Consider the following 12,715-nt stretch of genomic DNA (forward strand, 5'->3'; position numbering starts at 1 on the left):
GGGTCCGCCCGCCCCCACCGGCGCCTATGCCTACTCCACCCAGCCGGGCTTCCGCTTCTCGAAAAAGGCGCCGATCCCTTCGGCGCTTTCCGCACTTTCCCACCGCGCCACAAGCGCGTCCACCGTCATCGCAACCGCCGCCTCGCTCACGCTCGGGGCCAGACGCGCCACCAGCGCCTTGCCTTCGGCCACCGCGCCGGGGGCCGCGGACAGATAGGGCAGAACTTCCCGCTCCACCGCCGCGTCAAGCTCCGCCTCGGGCACGGCGCGGGCCAGAAGGTCCAGCTCCACCGCGTCCTGCGCCCCGAAGATACGGCCCGAGAAAAACACCCGCCGCGCCTTGGCGGCCCCGATCCGCGCCACCACATAGGGCCCGATGGTCGCGGGGATCAGACCAAGCCGCACCTCGGTCAGCCCGAATTTGGCGGTCTCCACGCCCACCGCCACATCGCAGACCGACATCATTCCGACACCGCCGCCGAAGGCCTGGCCCTGCACCCGCCCGATCAGCGGTTTCGCCATCCGGTCCAGCGCGCCCAGCATATCGGCAAGCTTGCGCGCCTCGCGGCCCCGCGTGGCGCCGTCCGCGTCCATCTGCGCCTTCATCCAGCCCAGATCGCCCCCGGCGCAGAAACTGGCGCCCGCCCCGGTCAGAACCACCACCCGCACCGCCGGGTCGCGCCCCAGCCGGCCCGCGGCCTCGGTCAGTTCGGCGATCATCCGCGCGTCCAGCGCGTTGTGCTTCTCGGGGCGGTTCAGGGTGATCGTCGCGACCCCGCGCGCATCCACAGCAACCTCGATCGTTTCCATCACGCGACCTCCCGGCGCATCGCCCGCGCCATCCCGGCCGCCTGCGCCAGCACCTCGGCGTCCAGCCCGGTCTCATAGCCCAGATCGGCCAGATGGCGCGCCACCGCTTCGGTCGCCACATTTCCCGCCGCACCCGGCGCATAGGGGCAGCCGCCCAGCCCCCCCACCGCCGCATCGAAGACCCGCAGGCCAAGGCTCAGGGAGGCGTCGATATTGTCCAGCGCGCGCCCGCGCGTGTCATGGTAATGCCCTGCCAGACGGCCCGCGGGCACCACGTTACGCACCGCCAGAAGCATCCGCGCGATGCTGTCGGGCGTTCCGTGGCCAAGTGTGTCCCCGAGAGAGATCTCGTAACAGCCCATGGCGAATAGCCGGTCGGCCACGCGGGCCACCTGCCCCGGATCGACCGGCCCGTCATAGGGGCAGTCCGTCACGCAGCTTACATAACCCCTGACCGGCAGATCGATATGCCGCGCGGCCTCCAACACGGGCCGGAACCGCTCAAGGCTTTCGTCGATGGTGGCGTTGATATTGGCCTTGGAAAACCCCTCGGAGGCGGATCCGAAAATCGCGATCTCATCGGCGCCCGCCGCCAGCGCCGCCTCGTAGCCGCGCATGTTCGGGGTCAGCGCCGCGTAGCGGATCCCGTCGGCCCGCGCGATGCCCGCCAGAACCTCGGCGCTGTCGGCCATCTGCGGCACCCATTTGGGCGATACGAAGCTTGCCACCTCGATCCGCCGGAACCCGGCCTCGCTCAGCCGGTCGACCAGTGCGATCTTGTCGGCCACCGGGATCTCGCCCGCCTCGTTCTGCAAACCGTCCCGCGGCCCGACCTCGAAGATCTCGACATATTCGCTCACACCCCGCCCTCCTTCTCATGGTTCCCGATATCGTCGCGTCCGGGGCGTATCTCCGCCACCCGCGCGTCACCTGTCAGTTTGCCTTCCCGGCCGCGTCCTCCCCGCTCCAGGCCTCGTAATAGTCGCGCGTGTAAAGCCCGCGCCCCGCAGGCAGGGACGCCTTGAACCCGGGCCTCGCCGTAATCCGGTCATACCACGCCGCCGCCGCCGCGAAAGGCTCCAGCCGTGCAAAGTGGCGCGCCATGTAAACCGCCTGCCCCACGCTGATATCGGCCGCCGAAAATCCACCATCCAGCAGATAGGCGCGGCCCGCCAGACGCTCCTCGATGGCCTGATAGCATTTCTCGATCCGCCTGGCCTCGATCTTCATCACGACGGGGGAGCGCATGTGATCCTCGTAAAGCGCCTCATGCTGTTGCGTCAGCGCCGCCACGTGCTGGCTGATCGTCTCGGAAAAATGCACCCAGATCAGCCAGTCGGCCCGCTCCGCATGGCCGGGCGCGCGGCCCATCCCCGCCTCGGGAAACCGCTCGCACAGAATTTCCGTGATCGCCCCGGTTTCCCACAGCCTGACCCCGTCAAGCTCCAGCGCGGGCACACGCCCCGCGGGGTTGAGCGCCAGAAACTCCGCGCTGCGCAAGGTCTTGTCGAAGGGCCATTCCACCACCTCGAACGCCACGCCCAGCTCATGCAGCAGCCAAAGCGTCCGCATCGACCGGCTTTGCGGCACATGATGAAGCCGGATCATCGCCCACCCTCCAGCACCGCGACAAATCCGGGCCGGGTCTCGGCGAAGGCCGCGCGCGCGGATATCCCGGCGAACCAGCGGTTCAGCGCGGGCCGCGCCTCCAGCATCGCCCGGCCCTCGGGCACCAGCGCAAAGTAATCGATCATCGGCGCCAGCAGGCAATCGGCGCGGCTCACATCGCGCCCGGTCAGAACCAGCCCGGCGGCGGCGATCCCTTCCAGCGCGTCCAGCACCTGACCCGAAGCCGCAAGCCCCTGACGCAACACCGCCGCCTCGGCCGCAAGACCCATATGCGCCCGGTAGACCCCATGCGAAAACACCTGCCGGACCAGCGGCTGATAGAGGTAACTGTCGGTGATCCCCATCACCTGGCGCACCCGGGCCCGCGCCCTGGCATCCTCCGGAAAAAGCTGCGGCGCGTCGAACGCATCGTCGAGATAGCCCAGGATCGCCTGTGTCTCGTAAAGATCGAAGGCCTCGTGACGCAGCACCGGCACCCGGCCAAAGGGATGATCCCCCGCCAGCCTGGCCTGCCCGTCTTCGGTGAACGGGTTCACCTCGTCATACGCGTAGGCCAGCGCCTTTTCGGACAGGGCAAGGCGTACCGCGCGGGTATAGACGCTGTCCTGAAACCCGATCAGCGTCAGCCCCGTCACGCGGCCTCCTCCGCTTCTTCCAGCACGATCAGCGCGGCACCGGCTTCCACCTGCGCGCCCGCCTTCACCATGACTTCGGCCACGACCCCGTCCCGCCCGGCGCTCAGGGTGTGTTCCATCTTCATCGCTTCCAGCACCGCCAGCCTGTCGCCTTTCGCGACCGCCTGCCCAACGGCCACGAACACCGTTTTCACCAGCCCCGGCATCGGCGCCTCGATCCGGCCCGCCGCCGCGCCGCCTTCGGCCACCACATCCAGCGGATCGACCGGTTCGAACCCGTAGGCGTTGCCCCAGAAAACGGACACGCCCGCATCGTGGCGGACAACCTGCGCCGGCACCACGGCGCCGTCGATCCGCCAGCCGTCGCCGTCGCGCTCCAGTTCATGCTCCGCCTCGCCGCGGACCCGGAAACGGCCGGGCGCCAGCGTCTCCACCACCAGATCGAGGCTCTCGCCGCGATACTCCAGCCGCACCGCCTGTTCCAGCGGCGTCCAAAGCGCAAATCCCGCCAGCGGATCGGTCGTGTCATGCAACCCCAGCGCGCCAAGCGCGGCCAGCGACCGGGACCGGGTGCAGGCCACCGGCTCGGCGGCCAGCGTCTCCAGATCGCGCCCGATCAAGCCGGTATCCACATCGCCCGCGCCAAACCCCGGATGCCGCGCCAGCTTGCGCAGAAACGCCAGATTGGTGACCGAGCCGGCCACCTGCGTCCCGGCCAGCGCCTGTTCCAGCCGGGCCAGCGCAACCGCGCGGGTGGGCCCGTGCACGATCAGTTTGGCGATCATCGGGTCGTACCACGGGCTGATCGTGTCGCCCGGCCTGACGCCGGTATCGGCCCGCGCAGTCGCCGGAAACACCAGATGCGCCAGCGTCCCGGTGGCGGGGAGGAAGCCTTTCGGCACATCCTCGGCATAAAGCCGCGCCTCGAACGCATGGCCGTCGATCGCCAGATCCTGCTGCGCCATCGGCAGGCCCTCGCCCGCCGCCACACGAAGCTGCCATTCCACCAGATCGACGCCGGTAATCGCCTCGGTCACCGGGTGCTCCACCTGCAGGCGCGTGTTCATCTCCATGAACCAGAACCGGTCGGGTCTCAGCCCGTCGGACCCGTCGACGATGAACTCCACCGTGCCCGCGCCCGCATAGCCAATCGCCTCGGCGGCGCGCACTGCGGCCATGCCCATCTCGTTGCGCATCTCCTCGGTCATGCCGGGGGCGGGCGCTTCCTCGATCACCTTCTGATGGCGCCGTTGCAGCGAGCAATCCCGTTCGAACAGGTGCACCGCACGGGCCCCGTCGCCAAAGACCTGAACCTCGATATGGCGCGGTTTCTCCACGAATTTCTCGATCAGGACCGCATCATTTCCAAAGGCCGTGGCCGCCTCTCCCTTGGCGCTTTCCAGCGCCTCCATGAAGCCCGACGGCGCATCGACCTTGCGCATTCCCTTGCCGCCGCCGCCGGCCACCGCCTTGATCAGCACCGGATACCCGATCGCGTCCGCCGCACCGGACAGATGCTCCGGGTCCTGGTTTTCGCCGTGATATCCCGGCACCACGGGCACCCCCGCCTCGGACATCAGCGCCTTGGCCGCATCCTTCAGCCCCATCGCCCGGATCGCATCCGCCGATGGCCCGATGAACACCAAGCCCGCCGCCTCGACCGCCTCCACGAAATCGGGGTTTTCGGACAGGAAGCCATATCCCGGATGGATCGCCTGCGCGCCCGTGGCCCTTGCCGCCTCGATGATGGCCTCACCCCGCAGGTAGCTGTCCTTGGGCGCGGGCCCGCCGATATGCACCGCCTCGTCCGCCATTGCCACATGGCGCGCGCGCGCATCCGCGTCCGAATACACCGCCACCGTGCGCACGCCCATCGCGCGGGCCGTGTCGATCACCCGGCAGGCGATCTCGCCCCGGTTCGCGATCAAAATCTTGCTAAACATCTCCGCCCCCAAAATCCTCGATCATCCGAAACCGCTCGCAGATCAGCGGCATCTCCGGATACCAGCCGCCATTGCGTTCGAAATACCTGCGGTGCTCGCGGCGCCAGCATTCAAGGCTGTCGGTCTCACCTTCGGCCAGGGCGAACTCCGCCTCCACGTCGCAAAACCGCCGCTCCGTCACCGCGACCGTCTCGATCACCAGCGCGGGCGTTCCGTCCCAGTTCAGCGCGATATCCCGCCGGCCCGCGACCGGCATCGCCTCGCCGCCGGGGCCGAAATCGCGTGCCGGCCCGCAGGTCGCGGTTTTGCGGCCCGACCGGACCAGCGCCAGAAGATCCGCGCACATCTCCGGGCCGTCACCGAAGGTGAAGCTTTCCGCCCCCGGATACAGCGCCTTCGCCTCGTCCAGTGTCATGTCGCGCCTCCTTCGTCCCGGCCCGCATGCGCGAGAGTTCCGCAAGACACCCGCCTCGCCCCCGTCACATCCGGAAGACGCCGAACCGCGTCTCCTCTATCGGGGCATTCAACGCCGCCGAGAGGCTCAGGAACAGCACCTCGCGGCTTTTGCGCGGGTCGATCACGCCGTCATCCCACAGCCGGGCCGATGCATAAAGCGGGTGGGACTGGCGCTCGAACATGTCGACGGTCGGCTGCTTGAACGCCGCCTCCGCCTCGGCGGACCATGTCTCGCCCGCCCGCTCCATCGCCTCGCGTTTCACAGTGGCCAGAACGCCCGCCGCCTGCGCGCCGCCCATCACCGAGATGCGACTGTTCGGCCATGACCACATGAAGCGCGGCTGGTAGGCGCGGCCTGCCATCCCGTAATTCCCGGCCCCGAAGGAGCCGCCCACCACCATGGTGATTTTCGGCACCGACGTGGTGGCCACCGCGGTCACCATCTTCGCGCCGTGCCGCGCGATGCCCTCGTTCTCGTATTTCCGGCCGACCATGAACCCGGTGATGTTCTGCAGGAACACCAGAGGGATGGACCGCTGCGAGCACAGCTCCACGAAATGCGCCGCCTTCTGCGCCGCTTCGGAAAACAGCACGCCGTTATTGGCCACGATCCCCACCGGACAGCCCATCAGATGGGCAAAACCGCAGACCAGCGTCTCGCCGAAGCGCGGCTTGAACTCGTCGAACCGGGAGCCGTCCACCACGCGCGCGATCACTTCGCGGATATCATAGGGCGTGGTCAGCGCGGCGGGCACGACCGAGAGCAGTTCCTCGGGGTCATAGGCCGGGTCCTCGGGGGTTTGCCACTGCACCGTCGCCGGTCTGGCGCGGTTCAGCGAACCCACCGCGCGCCGGGCCAGCGCCAGCGCGTGGGTGTCGTCCTCGGCCAGATAATCGGCGACGCCGGAAAGCCGCGTGTGCACATCGCCGCCGCCCAGATCTTCCGCGGTCACGATTTCACCGGTCGCCGCCTTCACCAGCGGCGGCCCGGCCAGAAAGATCGTGCCCTGCTCCTTCACGATGATCGTGACATCGGACATGGCCGGCACATAGGCGCCCCCCGCCGTGCAGGAGCCCATCACCACCGCGATCTGGGGGATGCCCCTGGCGCTCATCCTTGCCTGATTGTAGAAGATCCGCCCGAAATGGTCGCGATCGGGGAACACCTCGTCCTGATTGGGCAGGTTCGCGCCGCCGCTGTCGACCAGATAGATGCAGGGCAGATGGCATTCCTCCGCGATCTCCTGCGCGCGCAGATGCTTCTTCACGGTGATCGGATAATAGGTTCCGCCCTTCACCGTCGCATCGTTGCAGACGACCATCACCTCCTGGCCGTGGACCCGCCCGACACCGGCAATCGCGCCACCGCAGGGGGCGGCGCCGTCATACATTCCGTGCCCTGCGGTCGCGCCCACCTCAAGAAACGGCGATCCCGGGTCGAGCAGGTTCGCCACCCGCTCCCGCGGCAGCATCTTGCCGCGCGACACATGTCGCTCCCGCGCCCGCGCGCCGCCACCAAGTGAGGCCAGTTCCGCCGCCTCGCGCACCTGCGTCAGGGCTTCCAGATGCGCGGCCCGGTTGGCCTTGGCCTCATCCGAGCCCACCATCAGGGTTGTCGATAGTCTCATTCTTGTCTGCCTCTTGGACTGGAACGGGATGTGTTAGCGATACCACTTTCAGGCACAACCATTTTGTCGCAGCGCAACCGTCGCATCGCTTGACCCAGATCAATGTTGCTGCGGTGCGGCAGGCGCAAGACCGACGAGCGCGCAACCTGAAAGGCATAAAAATGAGAACCTCGATTTCGTCCCTCGCCATGATTGCTCTGCTTGCCTCGGCAGGCGCCGCGACCGCGCAGCAGGCGGGTGACTGGACCCTTGGCTTCGGCATCGGATCGGTCAATCCCCAATCCAGCACCGGCGTCCTTGCCGGCGAAGCCTCGACTATCGACAATGATATTCGCCCGACCATCACGGTGGAGTATTTCATACGCGACAATCTCGGCATCGAGCTTCTGGCGGCCACGCCATTCGAGCACACGATTTCTCTTGCCGGGCTGGGGGATGTCGGCACGGCCACACACCTGCCCCCCACCGTCTCGCTGAACTATCACTTCGCCAATGACAGCGCGATCACACCCTTTGTCGGTGCTGGTGTGAACTATACCGCGTTTTTGGATGTCGATGCGATGGGCGCACTCGCCGGTCAAGTGCTGGATATCGACAACAGTTTCGGGCTCGCCCTTCAAGCCGGTATCGACTACGCGGTTTCCGACCGCTCCGCGATCCGCTTCAATGTCCGTTGGATGGATATCGACGCCGACGTCCATCTGGACGGCGCCTATATCGGCACTGCCGAGATCGATCCGATGGTCTATGGCATCTCCTACGTGCTGCGCTTCTGAGCGCAACACGCAGCCTGCCTGCGCAGCAGCGCGGGCAGGCAGGATACTCTGGCCACGCCGACCTATGCGCTGAGCGCCAGCGATCTGCCGATAGGTAGGCCCGGTATCCGTCACGCCCGATACTCCGGGTTTTCATAGTCGAACCGGCATCCCGCCTTCCACGCGCGGCGGTCGTTGCCCTCGTTCGGCAGGCCGCCCGCCTCCTTCAGCAGCCTGGCCAGATGCATCAGGTTCCAGGTCATGATCGTCGTGTTGCGCTTGGTGAACTCATTGTCGAACCCCACCTGTCCGCCCGCCCCGTCATCGTCGCCGTAGGACGCGCCCGGCCCGGCCTCGCCGATCCAGCCGCAATCGGCCTGCGGCGGGATCGTCACGCCCAGATGGCTCAGCGCATAACCGATCGTCATCGCGGCATGTTTGATCCCGTCCTCGTTGCCGGTGATCACGCAGCCGCCCACCTTGCCGTAATAGACGCTCTGCCCCTTGTCGTTCAGCATCCCCGACATGCCGTAAAGCCGCTCGAGCAGGATCCTGCACAAGCTGCTTTCCTCGCCCAGCCAGAGCGGCGTGCCGATGACCAGAATATCGGCCGCCTGCACCTTCTCCCAGATCGCGGGCCAACCATCGGTGTCATAGCCGTGTTCGGTCATGTCCGGGTAGACACCGGGCTTCACATCCGAGGTCGCGATATGCACATGTTCCACCGTCACACCCTGCTTTTCCATGATCGCGGCAGAGGCGTTCATCAGAAGCTGCGTGTGGCTCTCATCGGGCTTCAGTTTCAGGGATGTGTTGAAAAACAAGGCCTTCAGGCCATCGAAATCGCTCATGTCCGCAGCTCCTCCGCCAGAAGATCCGGCCCGATATCCACCGTCGCACCATAGGTGTCTACGGCGCGCGCCCAGGGCGCATCCCGGTCATTCTCGCAGATCACCACCATCCGCACACCCTCCAGCGCCGAGGGCCGCGCGAAGCAGTCGGTCGGCGCCCCGCCGGTCTCGGCCACATATTGCGCGGCGACACCGGCGATGATCTCGGTCTCGTCGGGCGGGATGGCGCGCTGGCCCCAGACCAGACCCAGAAGACAGGCGCAGGCCAGAAGCGCGGCGAGGCTGATCTTCATGCCCGGGCTCATCGTTCGGGATCCCGGCGGATGCCTTCGATCTCGCGATCCAGAAAGAAGCTGATGGCGGACCTGATCAGCACCAGAAGCCCGAGAAAGACCAGATCGCCCAAGGCAAAGCTCAGCGCGGTGTGGATGATATCGGCCACGATGAACAGTTCCAGCCCAGCAAGGATGTAGCGGCCAAGCTCGACCCGCTCCTCGTTGAGGATCCGCGCGCGGTCGGTCTTGGCGATCTTGGCCTCGCCGATGACGAAGCCGTAGAGAAACCGTGCCGCCCCGATCAACATCACCGCGATCGCCAGGATGCTGATCAGCGCCGCGATCCATTCCAGCACCATGGCCACGCCCGCCAGGTCGCCGTGAAGGACTCCTTCGGTCACGCTGAGATCGGCCAGGTCTTCCATCCCGTTCAGGCCATTGCCGCCATCATCTCGCGGCCCACCAGCATCCGGCGGATCTCGCTTGTGCCCGCGCCGATCTCCATCAGCTTGGCATCGCGGAAGATCCGGCTGACGGCGCTGTCATTCATGAAGCCCGCGCCGCCCATCGCCTGCACCGCCTGATGGGCCACGACCATCGCCTCTTCGGACGCATAGAGCACGCAGGCCGCCGCATCCTGCCGCGTCACCTCACCCCGGTCGCAGGCCTTGGCGACCTCGTAGACATAGGCGCGCGCGGAGTTCATCTTGGTGTACATATCGGCGATCTTGCCCTGCATCAGCTGGAAATTCCCGATGCTCTGGCCGAACTGCTTGCGCTCCGCCATATAGGGCATGATCTCGTCCAGACAGGCCGCCATGATCCCGGTGCCGATACCGCTCAGCACCACGCGCTCGTAATCGAGCCCCGACATCAGAACGCGCACGCCCTTGCCTTCCTCGCCCAGCACGTTGTCGAACGGCACTTCCACATCCTCGAAGACCAACTCCGCCGTGTTCGAGCCGCGCATGCCAAGCTTGTCGAAATGCGGCGAGGTGCTGAACCCCGTCATATCTTTTTCTATAAGAAAGGCGGTGATGCCCTTGCTACCCGCCTCCGGGTCGGTCTTGGCATAGACCACGAGCGTATCCGCGTCGGGTCCGTTGGTGATCCAGTACTTCGTGCCGTTCAGGATGTAGCGGTCGTTCCGCTTCTCGGCGCGCAGCTTCATGCCCACCACGTCCGATCCGGCCCCTGCCTCCGACATCGCCAGAGCGCCCACATGCTGGCCGCTGACCAGACCGGGCAGATACTTCGCCTTCTGCGCGGGCGTGCCGTTCAGATTGATCTGGTTCACGCAAAGGTTCGAATGCGCCCCGTAGGACAGCGATACCGAGGCCGAAGCGCGCGCAATCTCCTCCACCGCGATCACATGGGCGAGATAGCCCATGCCCGCGCCGCCGAACTCCTCTTCCACCGTGATGCCGAGCAGGCCCAGCTCCCCCATCTCCTGCCAGAGATCCGCCGGAAATTCGTTCGAGGCGTCGATATCGGCCGCAATCGGCCTGATCCGTTCCTGGGCCCAGCGATGCACCATATCGCGCAACGCATTCACATCCTCGCCCAGATCGAATGTCATTGAAGCCATGAACATGGGCCGTCCCTCCGCCTAATTGAACGCTTGTTCAGTTATTAGCGCAGCAAACCTCGCGAGTCAAAACGTATCGCCGCTCCCGCGCGGCCCGCAGATCACGCAGATCACGCCGCCGCGCGGACCTCGTCGCGGATGATCGACGCGATCAGGCTGCAATCCTCTTGCGAAAAGGTCAGCGGCAGACGCATGTCCATCAGCCCGGCCAGAACCGCATCGGTTCGCGGCAGGCGCTGCGCCGGGGCATAGCGCCAGCTGTCGTAGCGCGAGGTGAAGGCCACGGGCTCGGCCGCGCCGAACCATTTCAGCTCCACGCCGCGCGCAAGGCATCCCGCAAGAACCTGCCCGATCGTTTCGGGCGTCGCGCCGGGCAGAAGGAACTGGATCGACGAGCCCACGAACCGTTCACGCGGATCGCGCTCGATGACCCGCAGGCCGGGCGTGTTGCGCAGCCCCTCCTCCACCGTCTGGTAAAGCGCGTTCCACCGCGCCACCTGCGCCGGCAGATCGGCCAGTTGCGGCCGCAGGATCGCGGCGCGCAGATTATCCATCCGGCCCGAGATATTGGGGGTGACATATTTCACCCGTTCGAAAACCTCCGCCGGGGGCGCGGCGCGATGGCGGCCATAGAGCATGTAGCTGCCGGATTGCATGATCGCGCGCGCCATCAGCTCCGCATCGTCGGACACCAGCAGCCCGCCCTCGCCGGAATTGATGTGCTTGTAGGTCTGCGCCGAGTAGCAGCCGAACACGCCGTGACGCCCCGATGGCACGCCATCCCATTCCGCGCCCATGGTGTGGGCGCAATCCTCCACCACCGCGATGTCTGCGCGGTCGCAGATCTCCATCAGCGCACCCATGTCGCAGATATGCCCGCGCATATGGGACAAAAGCAGCACCCGCGCGCCGGAACTGGCGGCCTTTTCCGCCAGATCGGGCAGGTCGATGGTGAGGCTTTCGGTGGTCTCCACGAAAACCGGCACCGCGCCGAGGCTGGCAATCGCGCCGGGAACGGGGGCCAGAGTGAACCCGTTCGACAGGACCTTGTCCCCCGGGCCCACGCCAAGCGTGCGCAACGCGCAGCCCATGGCATACCCGCCCGAGGCGACGGCCAAAGCGTATCTGGCTCCGGTGAAGGCCGCGAACTCCTCCTCCAGAAGCGCGGTTTCCCCCGCTTCTTCGGGCTTCAGGTTGTAGCGATGCAGACGCCCGTGGCGCAGCACCTTCAGCGCGGCCTCGATGCCCGCCTCGGGGATTGGCTCCTGTTGCGTGAAACTGCCGGTGAAGATGAGCTTGTCCATACCCGGCAGGTTTAGGCGACAGCGCGTCGGCGTCAATCCCAAGCAGCGCGCCCGAGAGGCCTGCGCGAGGCCTTTGATCGGGGTAAGTTCGGGCGCCGGGAGCATCTCCCGGCCCTGTCGGGCAAGGCGTGTGCCCGCCGCGCGGTCAGGCGATCAGGCGGCTTACGATGCGGTCCAGATCGTCGTAGCGCTCCAACAACGCCTCGGGCGCAAGCGCGTTGACGCCGCGGCCATCGGGGCCGAACGTCACCAGAACGCAGGGCACCCCCGCGGCGCGGGCGGTTTTCCGGTCGGTCTCGGTATCGCCGATCAGAAGCGACCGGGCCGGGTCGCCCCCGGCACGCTCCACCGCCAGCAGATAGGGCGCGGGATCGGGCTTGCGCACCGGCAGCGTGTCGGCGCCCACCAGCGAGGCGAAACTGTCACGGACCCCCAGCCGGGTCATCAGCGTTTCGGCAAGCCCCTGGGGTTTGTTGGTGCAGATCCCTACCGCCACGCCGTCGCGGCGCAGCCGGTCGACCGCCGCCATCGCGCCGGGGTAGAGCGTGGTGTGGGTGTCGATGGCGGCGCCATAGGCCCGCAACAGGACCGGGTAGCCTTCGTCCACATCGGCGGCGGGACCGGTGATGCCCAGCCGCTCGAAGCCCAGCTTCAGCATCGCCCGCCCGCCGCGAAACGCGGTGGCGTCATCCTGCCCCGGCACCAGTTGCGGCGGGTGACCCAAAGCCTTCAGCGCGGCGTTCGCGGCCGCGATCAGATCGCCGGACGTATCCGCCAGCGTCCCGTCCAGATCGAAGATCACACAGCGCATCGTGGTCCCCCGTCTTTCGGCAGGTTTCCG

The 12,715-nt window shown here is 66.8% G+C and carries 14 protein-coding genes; 1 reads left to right on the forward strand and 13 read right to left on the reverse strand.

What is annotated here, in order from left to right:
- Nucleotides 1-30: 30 nt before the first annotated feature.
- From ACQ651_RS10570 to ACQ651_RS10600, 7 genes are all read right to left on the reverse strand, one after another.
- Entirely contained in the window at nucleotides 31-813 is a 783-nt protein-coding gene (locus tag ACQ651_RS10570; protein ID WP_430449234.1) for a crotonase/enoyl-CoA hydratase family protein, read from the reverse strand.
- Nucleotides 810-1,670, reverse strand: a complete 861-nt coding sequence (locus ACQ651_RS10575; protein ID WP_430449235.1) for a hydroxymethylglutaryl-CoA lyase — start codon at nucleotides 1,668-1,670, stop codon at nucleotides 810-812. Before ACQ651_RS10575 ends, ACQ651_RS10570 begins: the two co-directional genes overlap by 4 nt.
- A gap of 73 nt (nucleotides 1,671-1,743) precedes the next feature.
- Complete coding sequence (locus ACQ651_RS10580) at nucleotides 1,744-2,418, reverse strand: glutathione S-transferase family protein (RefSeq protein ID WP_227284900.1); 675 nt, start codon at nucleotides 2,416-2,418, stop codon at nucleotides 1,744-1,746.
- Nucleotides 2,415-3,074 (reverse strand): glutathione S-transferase family protein, encoded by a 660-nt coding sequence (locus ACQ651_RS10585; RefSeq protein ID WP_430449236.1) that lies wholly within the window; start codon nucleotides 3,072-3,074, stop codon nucleotides 2,415-2,417. The genes ACQ651_RS10580 and ACQ651_RS10585 overlap by 4 nt, the downstream gene beginning before the upstream one ends.
- Nucleotides 3,071-5,017: a biotin carboxylase N-terminal domain-containing protein gene (locus ACQ651_RS10590; RefSeq protein ID WP_430449237.1), complete on the reverse strand. Its 1,947-nt coding sequence runs from the start codon at nucleotides 5,015-5,017 to the stop codon at nucleotides 3,071-3,073. Before ACQ651_RS10590 ends, ACQ651_RS10585 begins: the two co-directional genes overlap by 4 nt.
- Nucleotides 5,010-5,432, reverse strand: coding sequence for an ASCH domain-containing protein (locus ACQ651_RS10595; protein WP_430449238.1), 423 nt, complete (start codon nucleotides 5,430-5,432; stop codon nucleotides 5,010-5,012). The genes ACQ651_RS10590 and ACQ651_RS10595 overlap by 8 nt, the downstream gene beginning before the upstream one ends.
- 64 nt (nucleotides 5,433-5,496) lie before the next feature.
- Nucleotides 5,497-7,101 (reverse strand): carboxyl transferase domain-containing protein, encoded by a 1,605-nt coding sequence (locus ACQ651_RS10600; protein WP_430449239.1) that lies wholly within the window; start codon nucleotides 7,099-7,101, stop codon nucleotides 5,497-5,499.
- A gap of 161 nt (nucleotides 7,102-7,262) precedes the next feature.
- Between ACQ651_RS10600 and ACQ651_RS10605 the strand changes: the two genes are divergently transcribed.
- Nucleotides 7,263-7,877 carry an OmpW/AlkL family protein gene (locus tag ACQ651_RS10605; protein ID WP_227284905.1) on the forward strand — a complete coding sequence of 205 codons (615 nt, stop codon included), beginning with the start codon at nucleotides 7,263-7,265 and terminating at the stop codon, nucleotides 7,875-7,877.
- A gap of 110 nt (nucleotides 7,878-7,987) precedes the next feature.
- Here ACQ651_RS10605 and ACQ651_RS10610 read toward each other — a convergent pair whose 3' ends face one another.
- The 6 genes from ACQ651_RS10610 to ACQ651_RS10635 all read right to left on the reverse strand — a co-directional run bounded on the left by ACQ651_RS10610 (nucleotide 7,988) and on the right by ACQ651_RS10635 (nucleotide 12,685).
- A complete protein-coding gene (locus ACQ651_RS10610) occupies nucleotides 7,988-8,707 on the reverse strand; it encodes a flavodoxin family protein (protein WP_286193309.1) in 720 nt (239 codons plus the stop codon).
- A complete protein-coding gene (locus ACQ651_RS10615) occupies nucleotides 8,704-9,000 on the reverse strand; it encodes a hypothetical protein (protein ID WP_430449240.1) in 297 nt (98 codons plus the stop codon). Before ACQ651_RS10615 ends, ACQ651_RS10610 begins: the two co-directional genes overlap by 4 nt.
- Before the next feature lie 8 nt (nucleotides 9,001-9,008).
- The gene (locus ACQ651_RS10620) at nucleotides 9,009-9,407 is read right to left on the reverse strand and encodes a DUF1622 domain-containing protein (protein ID WP_121896878.1); all 399 of its coding nucleotides are present in this window, start codon (nucleotides 9,405-9,407) and stop codon (nucleotides 9,009-9,011) included.
- 5 nt (nucleotides 9,408-9,412) lie between these two features.
- Nucleotides 9,413-10,576, reverse strand: a complete 1,164-nt coding sequence (locus tag ACQ651_RS10625) for an isovaleryl-CoA dehydrogenase (RefSeq protein WP_227284907.1) — start codon at nucleotides 10,574-10,576, stop codon at nucleotides 9,413-9,415.
- Between the two features lie 104 nt (nucleotides 10,577-10,680).
- Nucleotides 10,681-11,874, reverse strand: coding sequence for a DegT/DnrJ/EryC1/StrS family aminotransferase (locus ACQ651_RS10630; protein WP_430449241.1), 1,194 nt, complete (start codon nucleotides 11,872-11,874; stop codon nucleotides 10,681-10,683).
- Between the two features lie 145 nt (nucleotides 11,875-12,019).
- Complete coding sequence (locus ACQ651_RS10635; protein WP_430449242.1) at nucleotides 12,020-12,685, reverse strand: HAD-IA family hydrolase; 666 nt, start codon at nucleotides 12,683-12,685, stop codon at nucleotides 12,020-12,022.
- Between the last annotated feature and the right edge of the window lie 30 nt (nucleotides 12,686-12,715).

Source organism: Rhodophyticola sp. (assembly GCF_965284195.1).
Taxonomy (GTDB): Bacteria; Pseudomonadota; Alphaproteobacteria; order Rhodobacterales; family Rhodobacteraceae; genus Rhodophyticola.

Coding starts and splice junctions, on each gene's coding strand:
- ACQ651_RS10580 (WP_227284900.1), bottom strand. CDS start 2,418: ATGATCCGGCTTCATCATGTGCCGCAAAGCCGGTCGATGCGGACGCTT.
- ACQ651_RS10590 (WP_430449237.1), bottom strand. CDS start 5,017: ATGTTTAGCAAGATTTTGATCGCGAACCGGGGCGAGATCGCCTGCCGG.
- ACQ651_RS10595 (WP_430449238.1), bottom strand. CDS start 5,432: ATGACACTGGACGAGGCGAAGGCGCTGTATCCGGGGGCGGAAAGCTTC.
- ACQ651_RS10600 (WP_430449239.1), bottom strand. CDS start 7,101: ATGAGACTATCGACAACCCTGATGGTGGGCTCGGATGAGGCCAAGGCC.
- ACQ651_RS10605 (WP_227284905.1), top strand. CDS start 7,263: ATGAGAACCTCGATTTCGTCCCTCGCCATGATTGCTCTGCTTGCCTCG.
- ACQ651_RS10610 (WP_286193309.1), bottom strand. CDS start 8,707: ATGAGCGATTTCGATGGCCTGAAGGCCTTGTTTTTCAACACATCCCTG.
- ACQ651_RS10615 (WP_430449240.1), bottom strand. CDS start 9,000: ATGAAGATCAGCCTCGCCGCGCTTCTGGCCTGCGCCTGTCTTCTGGGT.
- ACQ651_RS10620 (WP_121896878.1), bottom strand. CDS start 9,407: ATGGAAGACCTGGCCGATCTCAGCGTGACCGAAGGAGTCCTTCACGGC.
- ACQ651_RS10625 (WP_227284907.1), bottom strand. CDS start 10,576: ATGTTCATGGCTTCAATGACATTCGATCTGGGCGAGGATGTGAATGCG.
- ACQ651_RS10630 (WP_430449241.1), bottom strand. CDS start 11,874: ATGGACAAGCTCATCTTCACCGGCAGTTTCACGCAACAGGAGCCAATC.
- ACQ651_RS10635 (WP_430449242.1), bottom strand. CDS start 12,685: ATGCGCTGTGTGATCTTCGATCTGGACGGGACGCTGGCGGATACGTCC.